Origin of the sequence: Ruegeria sp. HKCCA6707 (genome assembly GCF_013033515.1) — a bacterium.
GTDB lineage: Bacteria > Pseudomonadota > Alphaproteobacteria > Rhodobacterales > Rhodobacteraceae > Ruegeria.
Map to the genome: position 1 here is coordinate 311475 of NZ_WQEG01000001.1, position 21003 is coordinate 332477.

Sequence of the window (21003 nt, forward strand, 5' to 3'; positions counted from 1 at the left end):
GACGCCAACAATATCGGAGAGTTGCATGAAACTTCAAACCCGCGTGGCGGTCATCGGCGGTGGAGTCGTTGGTTGTTCGGTCCTCTATCACCTGACCAAGCTGGGTTGGTCGGATGTTATGCTGCTGGAACGGTCCGAGTTGACCAGCGGTTCGACCTGGCACGCGGCGGGCGGGTTTCATACGCTCAATGGCGACACCAACATGGCCGCGCTGCAAGGCTATACCATTCGTCTCTATAAAGAACTGGAAGAGATCACCGGCATGTCCTGCGGCCTGCACCATGTGGGGGGCGTGACGCTGGCCGACAATCAGGACCGGTTCGACATGCTGCTGGCCGAACGGGCCAAGCACCGGTTCATGGGGTTGGAAACCGAGATCGTTGGCCCCGATGAGATCAAGAAAATCGCCCCGATCACCAACACCGATGGCATCCTGGGCGCGCTCTATGATCCGCTGGACGGGCATCTGGATCCGTCGGGCACGACGCACGCCTACGCCAAGGCGGCCCGCATGGGTGGTGCCTCAATCGAGACCCACTGCATGGTCCACGAAACCAATCAGCGTCCGGATGGCACCTGGGATGTGGTCACCAACAAGGGCACGATCCATGCCGAGCACGTAGTTAATGCCGGTGGTCTTTGGGCGCGTGAAGTGGGCGCTATGGCGGGTATCTATTTCCCTCTGCACCCGATGGAACATCAATATCTGGTCACCGACTCGATCCCCGAGATTGAGGCCATCATCGACGCGGGCGGCGAGCATCCGCATGTGATGGACCCGGCCGGTGAAAGCTATTTGCGGCAGGAAGGACGCGGGCTGTGTATCGGCTTTTACGAACAGCCCTGCAAACCCTGGGCGGTTGACGGAACCCCGTGGGAGTTTGGACACGAACTGCTGCCCGATGACTATGACAAAATCACCGACAGTATCGAATTCGCCTATCGCCGCTTTCCTGTACTGGCCGAGGCCGGAGTCAAATCGGTGATTCACGGGCCATTTACCTTTGCACCGGACGGGAACCCTCTGGTTGGTCCGGTTCCAGGCGTGCGCAACTATTGGTCAGCCTGCGGCGTGATGGCTGGGTTCAGCCAGGGTGGAGGCGTTGGTTTGACGCTGGCGCAGTGGATCATCGAAGGCGAACCGGAACGCGATGTCTTTGCCATGGATGTGGCGCGGTTTGGCGATTGGATCAGCCCCGGCTATACGCGCCCCAAAGTGATCGAAAACTATCAAAAGCGCTTCAGCGTCGCCTATCCGAACGAAGAACTTCCCGCCGCACGGCCCAACCGCACCACGCCGATGTATGACATTTTCAGCGACATGGGCGCGGTCTGGGGCCAGCAATACGGGCTGGAGGTGCCCAACTACTTCGCCCAAGGGGATGAGCCGGGATATGAAACACCCTCATTCCGCCGCTCGGATGCCTTTGATGCCACGGGGCGCGAGGTGCGCGCTGTGCGAGACGGCGTTGGCATCAATGAGGTCCACAATTTCGGAAAATACCGGGTCTCTGGCCCTGCGGCCCGTGCGTGGCTTGATCACATCATGGCCGGACGCATTCCCAAACCCGGTCGCCTGTCGCTGACACCAATGCTGTCGCATAAGGGCAAGCTTATCGGAGATTTCACCGTTTCTTGCCTGTCAGAGACCGAGTTTCGGCTGACCGCCTCCTACGGCAGTCAAGCCTTTCACATGCGCTGGTTCCTGCAGAATCTGCGCGAAGGGGTCGAGATTGAAAACATCAGTGACCGACTGAACGGGTTCCAAATCGCGGGGCCCAAGGCAACTGACGTTCTGGCAGCCTGCACCCGGGATGACCTGAGTGGCTTCAAGTTTCTGGACCTACGCCGGATGACGGTGGGCATGACCGACTGTATCGTGCAGCGCGTCAGCTACACTGGCGATCTGGGATTTGAGATCTATTGCGACCCGATGGCGCAACGTCAGCTCTGGTGGACCTTGTGGCAAGCAGGCCAACCTTTTGGCCTCACCCCGTTCGGCATGCGCGCAATGATGAGCTTGCGCCTGGACAAGTTCTTTGGGTCCTGGATGCGCGAGTTTTCGCCCGATTACACATCCGCTGAAACCGGGTTGGATCGCTTTATCGCCTTCGGCAAAGATGCCCCCTTCATTGGTCGCGCAGTGGCCGAAGAAGAGCGGGACAACGGAGTGGCCCGCAAGCTGGTCGCGTTTGAGGTCGACGCCGCAGATGCAGATGTGAACGCATATGAACCCATCTGGCTGGACGGAGCGGTCGTTGGGTTCTGCACTTCGGGTGGATACTCTCACTATGCCCGCAAGTCGATCGCCATGGGTTTCCTTCCGACCGAACGCGCCATGGACGGCACCAAGGTCGAGATCGAGATTTTGGGGCAGATGCGCCCGGCCAAGGTAATCTCAGATCCGTTGTTCGATGCGGATGGCGCGCGTATGCGGGGATGACATCCCGCGCTCTTGGCGGCATGGTCCGGGTATGACCTCAATTCCCATCATCCTTCTGGCGGCAGGGCGTTCCAGCCGCATGCGTGGTGAGGACAAGCTGATGCAACAGGTCGATGGCATACCTCTGTTGCGTCGAACCGCGCAGCGCGCTTTGACCGTTGGGCCGGTGATCGCCGCCCTACCCCCGCAACCGAACCCGCGTTACGCCGCGCTGAACGGGCTGGGTGTGCAGATCGTCGAAATCCCCAATGCCGCTGAGGGCATGAATGCCAGCCTTCGCGGCGCGTTAGAGCATGTAGGTCCTGACGCACCCGCTGTGATGATCCTGCTGGCAGATCTGCCCGATCTGACCGCCACCGATATCCAAAGAATTCGCGACTGCGTAAAGACCCACCCCGACAAGCTGATCTGGCGCGGCGCAGACCAGCACGGTGCGCCGGGTCATCCGGTTGTTTTCCACCAAGACCTTTTGCCCGAGCTTTTGACCCTGACGGGTGACACAGGCGCGCGCAGTGTTCTGGAAAACCACAAAGACCGCTTGCACCTTGAACCCCTACCCGGACGGCACGCCACCTTGGATCTGGATACACCCGAAGACTGGGCCGCTTGGTGGGAGGATAGGCAGGCTTAGCTCAAAACTAAAACGACCCGGTCAAAACTGACCGGGCCGTCGCCCAAAGCAAGACTACCACTTTCACCTATTCCAAAAGCGCCGTCAGAAAGCAGCCACGGCTCTCCGAACGAACACTGCCGAACCTAAACAAGACCCCCTCGTTAACAAGCAGCTCAGCGCCCTGGGTAACTAACAATGCCGTCGACACCCCCTAGTGTCTAAGGCCCCCCTCGATTGGGCATCCCTATCGTCACTGATCCGACCATCGCAGACAATGCAAAAATGCTCTAAATCGATTTTTTTAAGGACTTCCGGATGGTTTTTGAGCAACAACGGATTTTCGATGATTACCGTTAAAGTTGTGCAGACCCAAATCAAACGCCACCTGCCCTTGATCAGGCATCAAGATCAGCTCCTTATTTCTTTGGTTGAATTGTGTAATTCGAATTTGACACCGAGAAACACCAAAGCGAGCACAACCTTGAATTGATTTTTTTTCGAGACGCGCTGAATCGTTGTCTCTTTGTTGCTAGTACCGCACCAAAAGGAAGTTTTTGCCGCATAGACACTCAAATGATCAACAATTAGGCGATTCGAGCATCGCTTTTCATCGTGATTCTTGTCTGAAGCGCGCTCAAAGCGTCTGCGCGACCTGACAAATTTGGCAAAATTAAGATTTCTTAACAATTTTTCCAGAAATCCCCAACAAAGCGATGCCATCTCCTGCTGCAAGTGCGGACCCAACCGCCAAACACGAAACAGGAGTCATTATGAGCATCCGCAAATCCTCTTTGCTTTTCCCGCGCACAACCGGATGGGTAGGCGCCAGTGCGCTCGGTGCCAGTTTGCTGGCCAGCACGGCGATCCCCGCCCTGGCTGACGAGGCGCTGGCAGATCTGGTCGAGACCGTACAGCCTTCGGTCGTGACCATTCTGGCCGAGCAAAAGACCGCGCCCACCCCGGCGCAAGGACAGGAATTCAATTTCGAAGGCCACCCGTTTGGAGAGTTCTTCAAGCGGTTTGGTGGACCCGAAGGGTTCAACATGCCCGACCGCGGTCCGGGTCAAGGCCTGGGATCTGGCTTCGTGCTGGATCAGGACGGCTATATCGTCACCAATCACCACGTTGTCGACAATGCCAGCACCGTCACTGTGCGCCTGAACGACGACCGCGAGTTCGAGGCTGAGATCGTGGGTACAGACCCGCTGACCGACATCGCTATCTTGAAAATTGATGCGGGCGAAACTCTGCCTGCAGTCAAGCTGGGCGACAGCGATGAGATCCGCGTCGGTGAAGACGTGGTGGCCATTGGCAACCCGTTTGGCCTGAGTTCGACCGTGACCACTGGCATCGTTTCGGCCAAGGGCCGCAACATTTCCGAAGGGCCCTATGCCGAATTCATTCAGACCGACGCGGCCATTAACAAAGGCAATTCGGGCGGTCCGCTGTTCAACATGGACGGTGAAGTGATTGGCGTGAACTCGGCCATCTATTCGCCCAGCGGAGGATCCGTGGGACTTGGCTTTGCGGTGACATCGAACATCGTCGACTATATCGCAGCCGATCTGCGCGATGATGGCGAGGTCAGCCGCGGATGGCTGGGCGTTTCGATCCAGAATGTCAGCCCGCAACTGGCAGCTGCAATCGGAATCGATACGGCCTCGGGCGCTTTGGTTTCGGATGTGGTCCCCGGCAGCCCCGCCGATGGTGTTCTGCAGCAAGGTGACGTGATCGTCTCTTTCAACGATGAAACCGTTGGCACCAGCAGCGATCTGCCCATCCTGGTGGGGACCACCAAGGTCGGTACCGACAGCACTATTACTGTGTTGCGCAATGGTCAGGAGGAAACGTTGAACCTGACCATCGGCAAACACCAATCGGCCGAGGCAGCCCCAAACGCCGTGGCTGAGGACAAACTGGCTGATAGCGCTCTGGGTGTGACTGTGGCGCCGTTGACCGAGGCCGCGCGTGCCGAGATGGGTGTAGCCGAAACGGTGGATGGAGTGGTGGTAACCAATCTGAAGCCTGACAGCCCGGCTGCAAAAGCTGGCCTGCAACGCGGTGATGTCATCGTGCGGATCGGCAATCAGGACACTTTGACGCCGGACGCACTGCAGACGGCTTTGGACAGCGAAAAGACCGACCCGGCCTTGATGCTGATCAATCGGGGCGGCAATCAGATTTTCGTCGCCGTCGAGATTGCCTGACCCACGCCCAGAGCGCGCCACGTGATGGGGAGATCTGGCGCGCCTACCCGGGGGCGCACGGATTGTCCACGTGTCCCCCGGGGCAGCCGGGTGCCGCAGCGGCACCCGGCTGTTTTTTTCAAAGGATAACTATGTTTATATCACGAGTGAAAGGAACCCCACCCATGAGCAGACGCCTGTTGATTGTCGAAGATGACGCTGAATCGCGCGACTTCATTGCCAAGGGGTTCAGCGAAGAAGGCTATGCGGTTGAAACCGCCGTTGATGGCCGCGAGGGGCTGTATCACGCGACCGATGGTGGCTTTGACGCTATTGTATTGGATCGTATGCTACCCGGTTTGGACGGGTTATCCTTGATCAAATCCCTACGCGCAGCGGGCTTGAAAACGCCCGTTCTGATGCTGACCGCGATGAGCGCGGTTGAAGAACGGGTCAAGGGTCTGCATTCGGGCGCGGATGATTATCTGGTAAAGCCATTCTCATTCCAGGAATTGCACGCCCGGATCGAGGCTCTTTTGCGCAGGCCACAGGAATCCGAGGAAACGGCGGTTCTCACCTGCCGCGATCTGGAAATGGATCTGCTGACCCGCAAAGTCACGCGCGGGCAGCGTGAGATCACATTGACGCCGCGCGAATTCCAGATCCTGGAATACTTCCTGCGCCGCAAGAACCGAGTGGTGTCGCGCACCATGCTGCTGGAAGGCGTTTGGGATTATCACTTTGACCCCAATACCAATGTGGTGGACGTCCATATCTCGAAACTGCGCCGCCAATTGGATGAAGGTGGCGAAGACCCGATCATCGAAACCGTCCGCGGCGCGGGGTATATGGTTTCGGATGACTGATCTGCGCAGGTCGCTGAGGAATTCCCGCACAAGGCTGGTACTGGCCAGTATGGTGCTCAGCACCTTGCTGACAGCGACTGTCCTGGCGGTGGCCTATGTGACCGCGAACCGCACCATTACCGGCGAAACACGCTCGGTCGTGACGGCAGAATTGACCGGTCTTGCCGACGAATATGAACGCCGTGGCCTTCTTGGGTTGATGGCCGCCATCGAACGACGCCTGCCAAGCGCTTCTGAACGCGACGCGGTCTATCTTCTGGCCGACAGAAACGGCAACCGGCTGGCTGGAAACCTGTTTCGCTGGCCCGATACCATATCGGCCGGCAGCGGCTGGGTTGAGCTGCAACTGCGTAAACTGGATACCGATCAGCTGGTGCCGATATCCGCCGCCTCGGTCCGGTTGACTGGAGGCGAACGGCTGCTGGTAGGCCGTGACGCCTTGGCGCGGCAACAGTTTGACCGGGTGCTACTGCGCTCGGTGGTTCTTGCCTTGGGGGCGGCCTTGGCGCTGAGCCTGCTGACCGGGTGGTTGCTGACCCGCTTGGTCTTTTCGCGTCTCAAGGACATCGCCGACACAGCCGAGACCATTGTTTCGGGTGATCTCAGCCAAAGGATGCACCTGCGTGGAACCGGGGACGAGTTCGATCAGGTCGCCGGAACGCTGAACACCATGCTGGATCGGATCGAAGAACTGATCAGCAACCTGCGTACAACCTCCAATTCAATCGCCCATGATTTGCGTTCACCACTGTCGCGCTTGCGGCAACGGATTGCGTCGCTGGGTGAGCCAGGCAAAACAGAAGAAGAGCGCGAGGTTGATATCGCCCGTGCCTCGGTCGAGATCGACCATCTTCTGCGGGTCCTTAGCCAGTTGACCGAAATCTCTCGGGCAGAGGCCGGGCTGGGCCGCGAGCAGTTTGAAGCGGTCAACCTGCTGCAACTGGTTGCGGACGCGGTCGAACTCTATGAACCTGTGGCCGCCGATCAGGGCATCCGGCTGGCGGTCACCGGTACAGCCGCTCCCATTCAGGGGCACCGCCCGCTGCTGTCGCAGGCGCTGTCGAACCTTCTGGAAAACGCCATGCGTTATTCACCCGCCGGGTCGCAGATCACAATCGAGATTGCCGAGGATGGCGCCTTTGCCCGCCTCAGCGTACGCGATCAGGGGCCGGGCGTACCCGAACAGGACCTGCCCCGGCTGCATATGCCCTTTGTCACTCTGGACCCGGCCCGGACCGAGCGGAACGCGGGACTTGGCTTGGCCCTTGTCTCGGCCATCGCCCGTATGCACGGCGGCAAATTCGTCGCCCGCAACTGTGACCCCGGCCTGGAAACCACGCTGAAGTTGGCCAAGTCGCCCTAACGCGGAAAGCCCTTGCTGGCCAAGGTCTTGTTTCGATAGCGCGGATCTTCCGTCACATCGGCGCCAAACCAATCAGGCGGGTTAAAGGCGCGCGCCGCAACTTCTGACGGAAATTCGACCTCGACGAGACGCAGCGGAGACAGGGCGCCCTGAAAAATATCCAGTTCGAAAAGATGCCCGCTCGGCAGCCTGCCGGTGAACCGGTGCTTTTCAACACGCCGACCTTCGGTTTCTGGCCAGAATACCTCGAACTGTACCGCAGTGATTTCCGCCTCACGCTCCACGCGCACCAGACCGCCGTGCCCTTTTAGGGTCAGGTAAAAGCGATCGTTCTTTTGCCGCAAACGCAGTTCAGCAGAGTCCTCGGGTGCCGTGAGATAACCCTGACGCACAATGGCTTTGCTTGCCTTGGTCAGGTCAGGCAGCGCACGCACAAGAAACTTTCGTTCGATCTCGGTACTCATTTACCAACACTTTCCACAGTTTCCAGCACCTTGAGTATCTGCCAGCAGGTCGGCAAACCGCGATGCGGCCACTTGGCCCCGTCTGCGTCGACCCCATCGCTGTCCACTGCAGCCATAATTCGCCCTCAACCCTTTTTGTGATGAAAGAGGGACCGGAAAAGATCGCGGATCTCAGCACTGTCAAAGTGTTGAAAGTTCGCCATGATGCGGTTGCGTTCGACCTGCTGCTTTTGGTTCAAGACAGTGATCAACCCACCTGCGGCCAAGCTAAGCTGGACGTCATCCTGCTGCGTAGCAAAGGCCAGCAAACTGACTTGCTGTACCGAGCAGTCATTGAAATCTCCCAGGTTGTCTTGAAGTTTTTTCAAAGGCTTGATGATCGTCTTGAACGCACTTTTGTGGAAAAGCGGAGCGAAGAACTCCATCAGGTAACGCAGTTTCTTGCAACGAATGCGCAGCTCGTGGATCTGCGCATCCGGGGTTTCGGGCGTGATCGAGCGCGCCAGTTTGCACAGCTTTCGATAGCGTTTCCAGATCAGCGCGCAAGCATAGTCATAAGCCCCAAGACCCGCATTTGGACCAGGCTCAAGGTGTGTTGCATCTTCGAACAAATGTTCCAGACGCGCCATCTGGTTCGCGTATCGGGCACCACGGAGCCTGCGTTTAAGCCGTGTAAGCTCTGCCTTGCGTTCGGCCTGAAACCGGGAAAACATCTCATCAAGTCCTGCATGAAGAGAAATCGGTAGAAGATTGTAAAACAAATCCTTTTCCAACAAGTAGACATCCAAATCCCGCAACCGACCGGTCGGGGCCATAAGATCAGAAAAACACGTCTTTAGCTCTGTGGTCTGAGCTTCGGAGTAAGCACCTTTGAACAGGCTGATCACAGAACGAATGCGCCTTAACGCGACGCGATAATCGTGCAGAAATTCAGTGTCGAGATCAGCGATCACACCAGTTTCGTTGGCGCGGGCGACCTTCAGAAAGGTGCGGATGATCTCTGTGGCGGCCTGCGCGGCTGGTTCATTGCAAGTCAATTCCACCACGGGTTTCGCCATATATGGCAGCTGTCCGGTCATAAGGGCATCAAATAATGCTTCGACACCTGTGGCCGCACCTGCATCCGCGAACAGGGCGTTTCGGGTTTCTGCAAACGCGCGGTGATTTCCTTTGAGCCTTTGCAGATAGAGCGCCGTAACCTGAAGCTCACCGGTCGACAGCGTCAGAACCTTGCCGCGCAGCCTGGTTTTTTGCAGGTCATCCCGCAACATGAAATCGCTCTGGCGCATTTGGCCTTCTGTAATCGGTATGAGCGCACGTAACTGTGGAAACCCAACCAAGGCTTGGGCCACTTCACCATCAGGCAAGTCTTGAACGAACCGCCCCTGGCCTTTTGCATTTTGCGCGCAGGACCGGCCGGTGTTGTCAAAGAAAAGCAGGCGACCTTCGGTTTCGATCAACAACCGACCTGAGCGACGCAAGGACTGATCGTGGCAATCCAGAAGAACAAATCTGCGCTCGGGCGTCTGGTCAATAAGCTCCAACCCAGTCAGGGTTCCAGAAAGCGCCTGTTCGACCGCTCCGCCGGGCAGAACAAAGAACGACGGCGCGCCCTTCTTCATGACCAGCCTTTTTTCGATGTTTCGTGCTCATCATGCGCGTAGAATTCGACGTTCCTCTGAACGCAGTTACCCTCTCCGAAAGCTCGAATTATCATAATTTTCAGCGCGTTGCCCTTCGTACGTGAGGCAGTTTTTGCTGTCTTTCTTTCCACAACCATTTTGTCACCCACACACCCCAGTACTGACAGCTTGAGGTCATCGGAACACTCTTGAGGTCTCGATACAAGCGAAACCTGCTGCCGATCAAGCGCACGCTGAACCAACTTTGCCGGGTGACAGGGGGTGACTGCATCGCTAAGACAAAGGCATGAGCGAGCCAGTCTCTTCGATCCGCAATCTAGGCCCGGCCTTCGAACAGGCCTGTGCGCGTGCGGGCATTCACTCGGCCGAGCAATTGCGCGAGATCGGCCCGGACGCGGCTTATGCGCGTCTGCTGCAGGCCGGAACCAAGCCGCATTTCATCGGCTACTACGTGCTTGTCATGGGGCTCCAGGGACGTCCGTGGAACGACTGCAAAGGCGAAGAGAAAAAAGCGCTGCGGCAAAGGTTTGATGCAATCAAGGCCAATACCAGCCGCGCACCGGAAAGCCAGATGATCGCGGATCTGGATGCTGTCGGCGTGCGCGTTACAGCAGGTGACCTGAAATCGGTTTGACCCACAAAAAAGCCGCGCCTGAGATGAGACGCGGCTTTGAATTTAGTTGAACGGTGGCTTAGCCGACCAGTTCGATGCCCGAGAAGAAATAGGCGATCTCAACCGCAGCGGTTTCAGGTGCGTCCGAACCGTGGACCGAGTTTTCGCCAACCGATTCCGCAAACTCGGCGCGGATGGTGCCGGGGGCCGCGTCTGCAGGGTTGGTTGCGCCCATGACTTCGCGGTTCTTGGCAATGGCGCCTTCGCCTTCCAGAACCTGAACCACAACCGGGGCCGAGCACATGAATTCGCACAGTTCGTCATAGAACGGACGCTCGGCATGTACTTCGTAGAACTTGCCCGCTTGCGCTTTGGTCATGTGGATGCGCTTTTGCGCGACAATGCTCAGGCCAGCTTCTTCGAACTTGGCGTTGATCTTGCCGGTCAGGTTGCGGCGGGTTGCATCGGGTTTGATGATCGAGAATGTGCGTTCCAGTGCCATGTCGGCCTCTCCTTACAATGTGGCGCGCCACCCGCGCCGAAATCCATCGCGCGCCGCCTAACATGGTCTGTGCGTCAAGAAAAGTAGAATGATGCCTTTGCACTCAGATCGCGTCAAGCAACGGGTCCACACGGTCGACATGACGCACATAAAGCACCGCCAGAAGGCCAGCAAAACTGCAGCCGCACATCATGCCAAGCACCAAGTATGGGCCGTTTTCAGGGCTGACAAAAGCCCCCGTCACCGAGGTCAGGATCGCCCCCAATGCCACAACCATCGCACCCGAAAGACCGGCGGCGCTGCCTGCGAGTTTTGGGCGCACTGACATCACCCCGGCCGAGGCATTGGCATTGGTCAGCCCGTTGCCGAAACCGACGCATATGGCGGACCCAAAGAACACCCAGACCGAGCCCATCCCAGCCAGGAACAGAAGCAAGCCGCAAAGCGGCCCGATCGAGGCGACGATCCGCCCGATCAGGATCATCGTGGTCAGGCGGGTGCGTGCGGCAATTTTGCCAGTGACAAAGTTGCCCACCATGAACCCACCGGTGATGATGCCGATGCCAAGGCCCAACATCGCCGGGCTCAGATCGAACCAGGCCGCCGCAACCAATGGCGCGCCGGTGATAAAGCTGAAGAACCCGCCAATCGAAAACGCAGCGCACAGGGCATAGCCCCAAAACCGTCTGGCGCGAAACAAGTGTGGGTATTCTCGCGTCTGCGCGGAAAAGGTCAATGCACGGTTGATATTTGTCTCACCCATGTCGAGCCAAAGCAGGGTCAGCACCCCTGCCCCCAGCAGCGCATAGAGAACGAACCCCGCGCGCCATCCGAACAGCATGTCCAGTGCGCCGCCCAACATTGGCCCCAACATCGGGGCCAGCGCCATGGCCATCGCGATATAGCCCAGCTTGCTGGCGGCTTCGTTTGGTGGAAAGCGATCGCGGATCGACGCGCTGGACAGGACCGACCCGGCCACGACAACCGCTTGCACCAAACGGAACCCGAGAAACAGCCAGATCGACTCGGCCAGCACACAGCCAACGGATGCGATCACAAAAATCGTCATGCAGATCAGCAAGACAGGCCTGCGACCGAACCGGTCCGACAGTGGCCCCAATATCAATTGCAATACAGCCGAGACCGCCAGATACCCGGCAACGGCCAGGTTCACCAAACCATAGTCCACCGCGAAATCTTGGCTCATATGCGCAAGTGACGGCAGGAACATGTTCAGCGTCAGAACGGAAAGCCCTGTGGCAAAGATAAGCGTGATCAAATGTGGGGGCGTCTTGGCCGCGCGCATGTCTTTACCGTCTTTGAAATGCAAACGACACCGCGCTAGCACATTGCCTGGGCAAGGGCCATGCCAAGCCGCTGGCGGCGGCATCACGGCTCTGCTATGAGCGCCTCATGTTACGGATCGAAAACATCACCTATGCGGTTGAAGGCCGCCCGCTTTTTGAAGCTGCCAGTGCAACCATCCCAGATGGGCACAAGGTGGGTCTAGTGGGCCGCAACGGCACCGGGAAAACTACCCTGTTCCGGCTGATCCGGGGTGAGCTGGCGCTGGAATCGGGCTCGATCTCGATCCCCAGACGCGCGCGGATTGGTGGCGTCGCGCAAGAGGTGCCCTCGTCTGAGGTCTCGCTGATCAATACCGTTCTGGCCGCCGATACCGAGCGCAGCGCGCTGATGGCCGAGGCCGAGACCGCCGAAGACCCCGACCGCATAGCCGAGATCCAGACCCGTCTGGCCGATATCGACGCTTGGTCAGCGGAGGCGCGCGCGGCCTCGATCCTCAAAGGGCTGGGCTTTGACGATGCCGATCAACTACGCCCCTGTTCCGATTTCTCGGGCGGGTGGCGGATGCGGGTTGCGCTGGCGGCGGTGCTGTTTTCTCAGCCCGATCTGCTGCTGCTGGACGAACCGACCAACTATCTGGACCTTGAAGGCGCGTTATGGCTAGAGAGTTATCTGGCCAAATATCCCCACACGGTTATCATCATCAGCCACGACCGCGGGCTGTTGAACCGGGCTGTCGGCTCGATCCTGCATCTGGAAGACCGAAAACTGAGCTATTACGCGGTGCCCTATGACAAATTCGCCGAACGCCGCGCCGAACGTCTGGCGCAGGCGGAATCGGAAAACGCCAAGGCCAAGGCCCGCATCGCGCATCTGCAAAGCTTTGTGGACCGCTTCCGGTTTAAGGCGTCAAAGGCTGTGCAGGCCCAATCGCGCCTGAAGATGATTGAACGCATCCAACTGGTTTCAACCCCGCAAGAGGCCGCCTTGCGTGCCTTTTCCTTCCCCGAGCCCGAGGAACTGTCGCCGCCCATCATCCAGATCGAAGGTGGCGTAACAGGCTATGGCGAGACCGAGGTGCTGCGCCGCCTGAATCTGCGCATTGATCAGGATGACCGGATCGCGCTTTTGGGTAAAAACGGTCAGGGCAAATCGACCCTGTCCAAGCTGCTCTCGGACCGCCTGCCCTTGATGGCGGGCAAGATGAACCGGTCGAACAAGCTGCGCATCGGTTATTTCGCGCAGCATCAGGTGGATGAGCTTTATGTGGACGAAACGCCCCTGGACCACCTGCGCCGGTTGCGACCGGACGAGGCGCCGGGCAAATGGCGGTCGCGTCTGGCCGGTTTCGGGCTGAATGCGGATCAGGCCGAGACCGAGGTCGGGCGGCTGTCTGGTGGGCAAAAGGCACGTCTGTCACTGCTGCTGGCCACCATTGACGCGCCGCATATGCTGATCTTGGACGAACCGACGAACCACCTCGACATCGAAAGCCGCGAGGCGCTGGTCGAAGCGCTGACGGCCTATTCCGGTGCAGTGGTTCTGGTAAGTCACGACATGCATCTGCTGTCGCTCGTGGCAGACCGGCTGTGGCTGGTCTCGGATGGAACGGTGAAGCCGTTTGAACAGGATCTGGAGGCCTATCGCGCTCTGTTATTGGCGCGGGACAAACCCGTTAAAACTAAACCGCAGGCAACCAAACCCAAGCGCCCGTCGCGTGATGCGGTTCTGGCCCTGCGCGCTGATTTGCGCAAATGCGAGGACCGGATCGAAAAGCTGACCGATATGCATGACAAACTGTCGGCCAAACTGGCAGACCCGGCCTTGTACGCAGACGACCGGATCAATGATCTGGAGACCTGGAACCGCAAATTCGCCGAGGTTGTCGAAGCCATGCAAAAAGCAGAAGCGCTGTGGGTCGCCGCAGCCGAGCGCCTGGAGGCGGCCGAAACCGCATGAGCCAACCGGTCAAAGACACAAGCGCCATGATCACCGGCATGCGCCCCGCCCTTCAACCTGACAGGTTTGCCTTTGTCCGATGGCCCGACGGGACACCCTGGCCGGACGGCACTCGGGCCAGCTGTGTTGAGGAGGAAGGCCTGTCGCTGATTGTTCCGATCAGCGCCGCGCCGGAAGACGCCGTTGCCATGCGATGCATCACCTTGCAGGTTCATTCCTCGCTGGAAGGTGTCGGGCTGACCGCAGCCGTTTCGAACGCTCTGGCACAGGCGAATATCCCTGCCAACATGGTCGCCGGGTTTCACCATGATCACGTATACGTCCCCGCGGATCAGGCAGAGGACGCTCTACGCGTCCTTGTCCAGTTGCAACGCAGTGCCGCGCCATGATTGATGCCGCCTTTTTCATAACCGCCTTTACCACTATGTTCGTGGTGATCGACCCGTTTGGAACAACGCCGATCTTTGTTGCGCTGACCCAGGATCTGGACGCGGCGACCCGGCGTAAAATCGCGATCCGCAGCTGTCTGACCGCCGCCTGCATCCTGATCGCCTTTGCGGCCTTTGGTGAGGCAGTGCTGGGTTTTGTCGGCATCTCGATGCCTGCTTTCCGCGTGGCGGGGGGTGCATTGCTGTTCCTGACCGCGCTCGACATGCTGTTTGAACGCCGCACCAAGCGACGCGAAAACCGGGCCGAGGAAGAGGACCACCCTGATCCGTCTGTTTTCCCGCTGGCCATCCCGCTGATTGCAGGCCCCGGCTCGATTGCTACGATCATTCTGCTGGCCGGGCAAAACCCCGGGATACAGGGCATAGCCGCTGCCTGCGCCGTAATGCTGGCGGTGATGACAGTGGTCTTGATGTTCTTTCTTATGGGAGGGCTGATCGGTCGACTGCTGGGCAAAACCGGTCTGAATGTGCTGACCCGGCTTCTGGGCATGTTGCTGGCCGCGCTTTCGGTGCAATTCATCCTGGATGGCCTCAAGGCCTTTGGATTTGCATCGTAAATCCCCATATTGGGTTTGGTAGACAAGGTTCAGGTGACGACATGGATGGCGACAGTATTGCACGTTTGGCCTATTTGGGATTGCTGGGTGCTGCAATCGTGGCCTGGTTCATCTCTCAAAACCGTCAGCCGTTGAACAAGACCATGCAACAGGCGATGGCCTGGGTGTTTATCTTTATTGGCGTTGTCGCCGTCTATGGGCTGTGGGAGGACATCCAGAACACCGTCGGCCCTGCGCCTCAGATGGCCGTCACAGACAATTCGATCGAGGTTCCGCGCGCGCGAGACGGGCATTACTATCTACCCATCGTGGTCAATGGTGAGCCGATCACCTTCATGGTAGACACCGGTGCCAGCCAGATCGTACTGAGCGCCGAAGACGCAGTCCGCGTTGGCATCGACCCCGATCAGCAGAACTATTTTGGCCGGGCGTCGACCGCAAACGGAGTGGTGCGCACTGCACCCGTGCGGCTGGACAGCCTGGTGCTGGGCCCGATCACCGATACCAATGTTTCGGCCTGGATCAACGAAGGGCAGATGGATCAATCCCTGCTGGGCATGGAATACCTGCAACGGTTCTCGAACATCCAATTCTCGGACGGGCGCCTGACCTTGTCGCGCTAGGCCGCATTTGTGCATCAGCACAATTGAGAACAAATAAAGAACATGTTAGTATCACAGCATGTCGACACAGCTTTTGGGCCGCAAACCCGCGCGTGCTGCGCCGGGGCTCAACCTTCATCCGCAAATCACCCTGCAACTGGGCCGCGTACACGAAGCCTGCGGCCCGGCCCGGCGCAGTTTTGCCCTATGGCTGGCTGGTCAGGCGCAGGGGCCGGTGCTGTGGATATCCCCAGCCTGGGAGGTCAGCCGCCTGAACCCTATCGGGATGATGCCTTTTGCCGATCCTGCACGGTTTCTACTGGTCCGCCCCACCCGCTCCGAGGATCTACTGTGGTGTATGGAAGAGGCCTTGCGCAGTGGGGCCGCCCCCGTGGTCATCGCCGATCTACCCGGTGCGCCGGGCCTCACCCCGATCCGGCGGCTGCATCTGGCCGCGGAACAGGCGGGCACAATGACACGCCCCCCTTTGGGGCTTGTGCTGACCCCCGAAGAGGGCGGCGCGCAAGGGGTTGAGACACGCTGGCATATGGCCCCGACCTATCAGGATAAAGCCCCAAGCTGGATCCTGAGCCGACGCCGCGCCCGCGCCCTGCCGCCGGTCAGTTGGCAGGCCACCCAGACCGAGGCGCGCGCCGAGTTGACCCTGCAAAAAGTCAACACCAAAGACACAACCGAGTGATAAAATCCGCATCACATCACTTGTGATTGGTCTGCAATCACACAGCGCCTTACGCTTCCCTGATCGCAGAATTGCCACCTGGTCGGAATGATCGGTGAATAGAAACACGCCATCGCGTGTTAACCGAACATTACGCCCTTTGCGCTTACAAAGGCCGTGCGGATCAGGGCAAAACACGGCCTTGACCACGCGCCCAAAGGGACAGCCTTGGCAGAAGGAATGGATATGACGGCATTCACCCGACGCAGTCTGATTGCAGCATTCGCCGCCTGGCCCGTGGTTGGCCTGGCGCAAACCGCGTTGATTCCCTATGTGCTGTCGCCCAAAGGAACATCGGTGGGCTTCACCTTTGATCTGTCTGGCGTGGCGCAATCCGGCACCATGCCCATACAATCGGCTCTTATCCATCTGGACACCAAGCGCCTGCAAAACAGCGTGGTGGATGTTGTTCTGAACGTCGCAGATGCCCGCACCAAGCTGCCCTTTGCGCGCGCCCCGATGCTTGGTGAAAGCGTGTTGAATGCGGGCAATCATCCCACCATCCGTTTTAGATCGACCAAAATTCAGCTGGGGCCCAACGGACGGATCTCGGAAGGAGCAAAGATCACCGGCGACCTGACCGTGCGTGGTGTTACCATGCCCGTGACCCTGGATGCGGCGCTCTATCGTCGCCCCGGAAGCGCACCGGATGATCTGGACAATCTCTCTATTCGCCTGAGAGGCGCACTGGATCGTCATAGATATGGTGCGTCGGGCTATCCTGATCTGGTGGACGACATTGTTGGCCTCGACATTCGCGCACAGATCATTCGCGACAAATGATACAGAAAGACAAAAAACGACGCTCAGGCGTCGAATAGTCGCGCGCATAACCTGACGATTGGATCAATCTGGGCCCGTTATGCGCCTAATCATTTCCCTTGCCGCCCTCTTTCTTTCTGTCATTCTCTTGCAGCTTTCGACCGGCGGCGTTGGTCCGCTGGATGCGATCTCGGGGCTGACGCTGGATTTCACCACCGAGCAGATCGGGCTGTTGGGGTCAGCGCATTTCATCGGCTTTTTCATCGGTTGCTGGTGGGCCCCGCGCCTGATGGGCAGCGTCGGCCATTCCCGTGCCTTTGCTGTTTGCACAGCACTTGGCGCCATGGGCCTGCTGGGCCATACGCTGACCGAGAACCCGACCATCTGGGCCTTCCTTCGGATCGCCTCCGGCACCTGTGTGGCGGGATGCTATACAGTGATCGAGGCATGGCTGAATGCAAAGGTCACAAACGCGTCGCGCGGGCGTGTGATGGGCAGCTATCGCATCGCCGATCTTGGCGCGTCCCTTTGCGCGCAGTTGATCATCGCCGTGCTGCCACCCGCCTCTTATGTGTCCTATAACCTGCTGGCGATCCTGTGCTGCGCCTCTTTGTTGCCGCTGACCCTGACAAAAGCCAGCCAGCCCCAAACCCCTGATGCCCCGCGCCTGCGTCCCAAACTGGCCTGGCGCAGTTCGCCGCTTGCCGTGGCAGGTGTGATCGTCGCCGCGCTCAGCTCGGCCTCATTCCGTATGGTCGGCCCGGTTTACGGGCAAGAGGTCGGATTGGGCGTCGATCAAATCGCCTTTTTCCTGGCCGCTTTCGTACTGGGCGGCGCGCTGGCGCAATATCCAGTTGGATGGCTGGCCGACAAATATGATCGCCGATGGGTGCTGATCTGGCTCTCGGCGGCTGCGGTGCTCAGCTGCGCGATCACCATGGGGGCAAGCGGTACCGGAACCCTTGGGGTCATGCTGGCAGCGGGGTTTTTTGGCCTGACCACATTTCCGATCTTCTCGGTTTCCTCCGCGCATGCCAATGATTTTGCCACCACCGAAGAACGGGTCGAACTGTCTGCTGCGCTGATGTTCTGGTTCGCGTTGGGCGCTATCGCCTCCCCCTATATCTCATCGACGCTGATCCAGCAGTTCGGTCCGGGCGCGCTGTTTGCCTTTGTCGCTTTGGGCCATCTGGTGTTGATCGTATTTGGTCTGGCCCGGATGCGCTCCCGCCCAACGCCCGAGGCGCGCACGAATTATGTCTATGCCCCGCGCACATCCTTCACCATCGGGCGTTTGCTTAAACGCGCGCGTGAGAAATAAAAAGGCCGGGAAAGTCCCGGCCCTTTTTGGTGTTACTGCTGTGTCGGAGCGGCGTCGTCCTCGATGACCTCTGCATCAGCCGGATCGGGCGTTGCCTCCAACGCGCCGTTCACAACCCCGGCGACACCGTTTTCCATCGACAGGCCCAGCTCATCCCCCAGCTTCTTGAGCGCGGGCATCTGCACCGCCATGCCCATGATCGAGTCGAGCGCCTGATTGACCACCGGCTTGTCTCCACCGGCCGTGCCTCCGCCAGTCGCACCGCCGATACCACCCACCTGGTGGATCTTGATCGAGTCGATCTTTTCTGCCGGCTTGACCATTTCCGAGATGATCGACGGCATCGTTTCGATCCGCGCCATATCGACCTTCATGCGGATCTGGGCCGCGGACAGCGCGTTGTCGGCCTCGACAATCGCACGCTTACCTTCCGCCTCGGCCAGCATGTCGTTCTTTTTGGCCTCGGCGCGAATGTTCAACGCATCCGCTTCGGCCTGCGCTTCTTCGCGACGGGCTTCGGCGCGGTCGGCTGCGGCCTCTTTCTCGGCCTGTGCAGACAGGCGGATCGCGGTAGCCTGACGTTCGGCCTCACGGGTGGCTTCGATCAAAACGATCTGCTTCTGACGCTCGGCCTCGGCCACCTCACGGGCGGTTGCCACAGCCTCGGATGCCTTGGTTGCTTCAGCACGGGCCAGATCAGCTGACGCACGCGCGCGGCTTTCCTCTTCGGATTTCTGCGCGATGATGATCTGACGCTCTTGTTCGGCGACTTCGATCTCACGCTCTTTGGCGATCTCGGCGTCGCGGATCTTGCGCTCGCGTTCGATCTCGGCGGCGCGGATGGCTTCTTCGCGTGCGATCCGAGCGCGCTCGGTTTCCCGCACCGAATCCTCGGTCCGGGCGGCAATCTCGGCCTCTTGCGCCACGCGCAGGGTCTCGACCTTCTGGGTCTGCTCGATCCGCGCCTGCGCCTCGTCCTGCTCGATCAGCAGCTTCTGACGTTCCGCTTCCATCGCAGCACGGCGCACCTCAACCTCGGCCTCGGCATCAATCTGCGCGCGTTCCTTTTTCGACACCGCAATCACCTCGGCCAGCTTGCGCATACCAACGGCGTTAAAGGCGTTGTTCTCATCCAGCGCCTCAAACGGGGTCTGGTCAAGCGCGGTCAGTGAGACGGATTCCAGCGACAGACCGTTCTTCAACAGGTCCTCGGACACGGCGTTCTGCACCTCTTGCACAAAGTCGGCGCGGTTTTCGTGCAGCCCGTCCATGGTCATCTGAGCGGCCACAGCACGCAAACCATCGATCAGTTTACCTTCGATCATCTCACGCAGTTGTTCGACGTCAAAGGTCCGATCGCCCAGAGTCTGGGCAGCGCGAGCGATGCCTTCTTCTGTGGCCATGACCGAGACATAGAACTCGACGCCCACATCTACGCGCATCCGGTCTTTGGTGATCAGGGCGGCCTCACCGCTGCGCTGTACCTCGAGTCGCAGGGTTTTCATGTTGACCGGGCTGACCTCGTGCATCAACGGCACGATGACAACACCACCATCCATGATGACCTTTTTGCCCCCCGCGCCAGTTTTCACCAAGCTGATCTCGCGGGTTGCGCGTTTGTAGAGACGGCCCAGTACAAGGCCAATGAACAGTAGAACGGCCAGAATCGTGACGACCGAAATGATCAGGAAAGTACCTTCCATGCAAAATCCTCCAAGTTGGGGTTAAATTGGTTAGTCTGACAAACCGACCAGAACGAACCGGTCACGCCGTCGGTCGCGCAGCACCAGCACTTCGGTGCCGCGTTCGAGCACGTCTTTTTCCTGCAAAGGCTCGGCGCGCAGGTGGTGCGTATTGCCAAACCGATCCATCACGCGCACTTCAGCCGGGCGACCACGGGACGCAGTGCCTTGCGTAATCACCCCGCGGCGGCGGGCCAGCATCCGTTCGGACATCGCCTCGGTCTCGGTCTTGGGCAACAGCCGCGCGAAGACCGTACCAAAGCCGCGTGCACACCACAGGCCAAACGCACCAGCCGGGATCGCGGCCATCCAACTGGGCAGGTCAAAGCCCAGCAGATCGCGCAGCACAAGTTGCAAGCCCATGCCCGAAAGGCCAAACCCGGCCAGCAAGACCACCAGCCAGATCATGAACGGCACCTTGCCAAGACCCAGCCACGCCATCGGTCCAGCGGTCGACATCTCCGGTGCCTCTGACTCGATCTCGGCCAGCTCGAAATCGCCCAGATCGATATCTGCATCGATGTCCAGATCGAAATCCGCGACATCCAGATCAGGGGCATCTACCACGTCCAGATCAACTTCCCCCTCGCCCGCTAGCAGGCTTCCACCCAGCAACAATGCGATCAGCTCCAGGCCCAACAGGCCAAACAGCAGCGCCAGCGCCATGGTGAAAGGCGCAAATGCGCCGTCGAGAAGAAAGTCAAACATCAGCAAAATACCCTCGTTTTTGTATACTTTGGTATACACTTAAAATGGGTAGTCATAACGAAATTACAAGAGGTTGTGATTCCAGATTTCAACCTATGGGTATTGTGACGCCCTATTCGGACAGGAACTGCAATCCCTCGAAAGGTTGTTTTTGAGCCCGATGTTC

19 protein-coding genes are annotated in these 21003 nt (G+C 58.9%); 13 read left to right on the top strand and 6 right to left on the bottom strand.

Annotation, left to right across the window (positions count from 1 at the left end; translation table 11 throughout):
- Positions 1 to 25 precede the first annotated feature (25 nt).
- From GOW40_RS01550 to GOW40_RS01570, 5 genes are all read left to right on the top strand, one after another.
- The gene (locus tag GOW40_RS01550) at positions 26 to 2443 is read left to right on the top strand and encodes an FAD-dependent oxidoreductase (RefSeq protein ID WP_171129139.1); all 2418 of its coding nucleotides are present in this window, start codon (positions 26 to 28) and stop codon (positions 2441 to 2443) included.
- Positions 2444 to 2474: 31 nt separating this feature from the next.
- Positions 2475 to 3074, top strand: coding sequence for an NTP transferase domain-containing protein (locus tag GOW40_RS01555; protein ID WP_171129137.1), 600 nt, complete (start codon positions 2475 to 2477; stop codon positions 3072 to 3074).
- A 752-nt stretch (positions 3075 to 3826) separates the two neighbouring features.
- Positions 3827 to 5263, top strand: a complete 1437-nt coding sequence (locus GOW40_RS01560; protein ID WP_171129135.1) for a DegQ family serine endoprotease — start codon at positions 3827 to 3829, stop codon at positions 5261 to 5263.
- A gap of 164 nt (positions 5264 to 5427) precedes the next feature.
- Positions 5428 to 6108 (top strand): response regulator transcription factor, encoded by a 681-nt coding sequence (locus tag GOW40_RS01565; RefSeq protein WP_171098608.1) that lies wholly within the window; start codon positions 5428 to 5430, stop codon positions 6106 to 6108.
- Positions 6101 to 7471: an ATP-binding protein gene (locus GOW40_RS01570; protein ID WP_171129133.1), complete on the top strand. Its 1371-nt coding sequence runs from the start codon at positions 6101 to 6103 to the stop codon at positions 7469 to 7471. The genes GOW40_RS01565 and GOW40_RS01570 overlap by 8 nt, the downstream gene beginning before the upstream one ends.
- Here GOW40_RS01570 and GOW40_RS01575 read toward each other — a convergent pair.
- Both GOW40_RS01575 and GOW40_RS01580 read right to left on the bottom strand, forming a co-directional pair.
- Positions 7468 to 7935, bottom strand: a complete 468-nt coding sequence (locus GOW40_RS01575; protein ID WP_171129131.1) for a CYTH domain-containing protein — start codon at positions 7933 to 7935, stop codon at positions 7468 to 7470. The two genes, GOW40_RS01570 and GOW40_RS01575, sit on opposite strands and share 4 nt — an antisense overlap.
- A gap of 125 nt (positions 7936 to 8060) precedes the next feature.
- Positions 8061 to 9557, bottom strand: a complete 1497-nt coding sequence (locus GOW40_RS01580; RefSeq protein ID WP_171129129.1) for a CHAD domain-containing protein — start codon at positions 9555 to 9557, stop codon at positions 8061 to 8063.
- Positions 9558 to 9864: 307 nt separating this feature from the next.
- On the opposite strand from GOW40_RS01580, the gene GOW40_RS01585 reads away from it, so the two are divergent.
- The gene (locus GOW40_RS01585) at positions 9865 to 10212 is read left to right on the top strand and encodes a TfoX/Sxy family protein (RefSeq protein ID WP_171098600.1); all 348 of its coding nucleotides are present in this window, start codon (positions 9865 to 9867) and stop codon (positions 10210 to 10212) included.
- A 58-nt stretch (positions 10213 to 10270) separates the two neighbouring features.
- Here GOW40_RS01585 and ndk read toward each other — a convergent pair whose 3' ends face one another.
- Both ndk and GOW40_RS01595 read right to left on the bottom strand, forming a co-directional pair.
- A complete protein-coding gene (gene ndk, locus GOW40_RS01590) occupies positions 10271 to 10693 on the bottom strand; it encodes a nucleoside-diphosphate kinase (RefSeq protein WP_171129127.1) in 423 nt (140 codons plus the stop codon).
- A 103-nt stretch (positions 10694 to 10796) separates the two neighbouring features.
- Positions 10797 to 11999, bottom strand: coding sequence for a multidrug effflux MFS transporter (locus tag GOW40_RS01595; protein WP_171129125.1), 1203 nt, complete (start codon positions 11997 to 11999; stop codon positions 10797 to 10799).
- Positions 12000 to 12106: 107 nt separating this feature from the next.
- Here GOW40_RS01595 and GOW40_RS01600 point away from each other — a divergent pair, with 107 nt between their 5' ends.
- The 7 genes from GOW40_RS01600 to GOW40_RS01630 all read left to right on the top strand — a co-directional run bounded on the left by GOW40_RS01600 (position 12107) and on the right by GOW40_RS01630 (position 18387).
- Positions 12107 to 13957: an ABC-F family ATP-binding cassette domain-containing protein gene (locus tag GOW40_RS01600; protein ID WP_171230837.1), complete on the top strand. Its 1851-nt coding sequence runs from the start codon at positions 12107 to 12109 to the stop codon at positions 13955 to 13957.
- Positions 13954 to 14346, top strand: coding sequence for an ACT domain-containing protein (locus tag GOW40_RS01605; RefSeq protein WP_171129121.1), 393 nt, complete (start codon positions 13954 to 13956; stop codon positions 14344 to 14346). Before GOW40_RS01600 ends, GOW40_RS01605 begins: the two co-directional genes overlap by 4 nt.
- A complete protein-coding gene (locus tag GOW40_RS01610) occupies positions 14343 to 14963 on the top strand; it encodes a MarC family protein (protein WP_171129119.1) in 621 nt (206 codons plus the stop codon). The genes GOW40_RS01605 and GOW40_RS01610 overlap by 4 nt, the downstream gene beginning before the upstream one ends.
- A gap of 41 nt (positions 14964 to 15004) precedes the next feature.
- Positions 15005 to 15586 (top strand): TIGR02281 family clan AA aspartic protease, encoded by a 582-nt coding sequence (locus tag GOW40_RS01615; protein WP_171230838.1) that lies wholly within the window; start codon positions 15005 to 15007, stop codon positions 15584 to 15586.
- Between the two features lie 58 nt (positions 15587 to 15644).
- On the top strand, positions 15645 to 16265 hold the full coding sequence (locus GOW40_RS01620; RefSeq protein ID WP_171129115.1) for an ImuA family protein: 621 nt from the start codon (positions 15645 to 15647) through the stop codon (positions 16263 to 16265).
- 219 nt (positions 16266 to 16484) lie between these two features.
- On the top strand, positions 16485 to 17087 hold the full coding sequence (locus tag GOW40_RS01625) for a YceI family protein (protein ID WP_254444226.1): 603 nt from the start codon (positions 16485 to 16487) through the stop codon (positions 17085 to 17087).
- A gap of 79 nt (positions 17088 to 17166) precedes the next feature.
- Positions 17167 to 18387 (top strand): MFS transporter, encoded by a 1221-nt coding sequence (locus GOW40_RS01630; RefSeq protein ID WP_171230839.1) that lies wholly within the window; start codon positions 17167 to 17169, stop codon positions 18385 to 18387.
- A gap of 32 nt (positions 18388 to 18419) precedes the next feature.
- On the opposite strand, the gene GOW40_RS01635 is transcribed toward GOW40_RS01630, so the two are convergent.
- A complete protein-coding gene (locus GOW40_RS01635; protein ID WP_171129109.1) occupies positions 18420 to 20090 on the bottom strand; it encodes a flotillin family protein in 1671 nt (556 codons plus the stop codon).
- A gap of 30 nt (positions 20091 to 20120) precedes the next feature.
- The gene (locus tag GOW40_RS01640) at positions 20121 to 20837 is read right to left on the bottom strand and encodes an OB-fold-containig protein (protein WP_171129107.1); all 717 of its coding nucleotides are present in this window, start codon (positions 20835 to 20837) and stop codon (positions 20121 to 20123) included.
- Between the last annotated feature and the right edge of the window lie 166 nt (positions 20838 to 21003).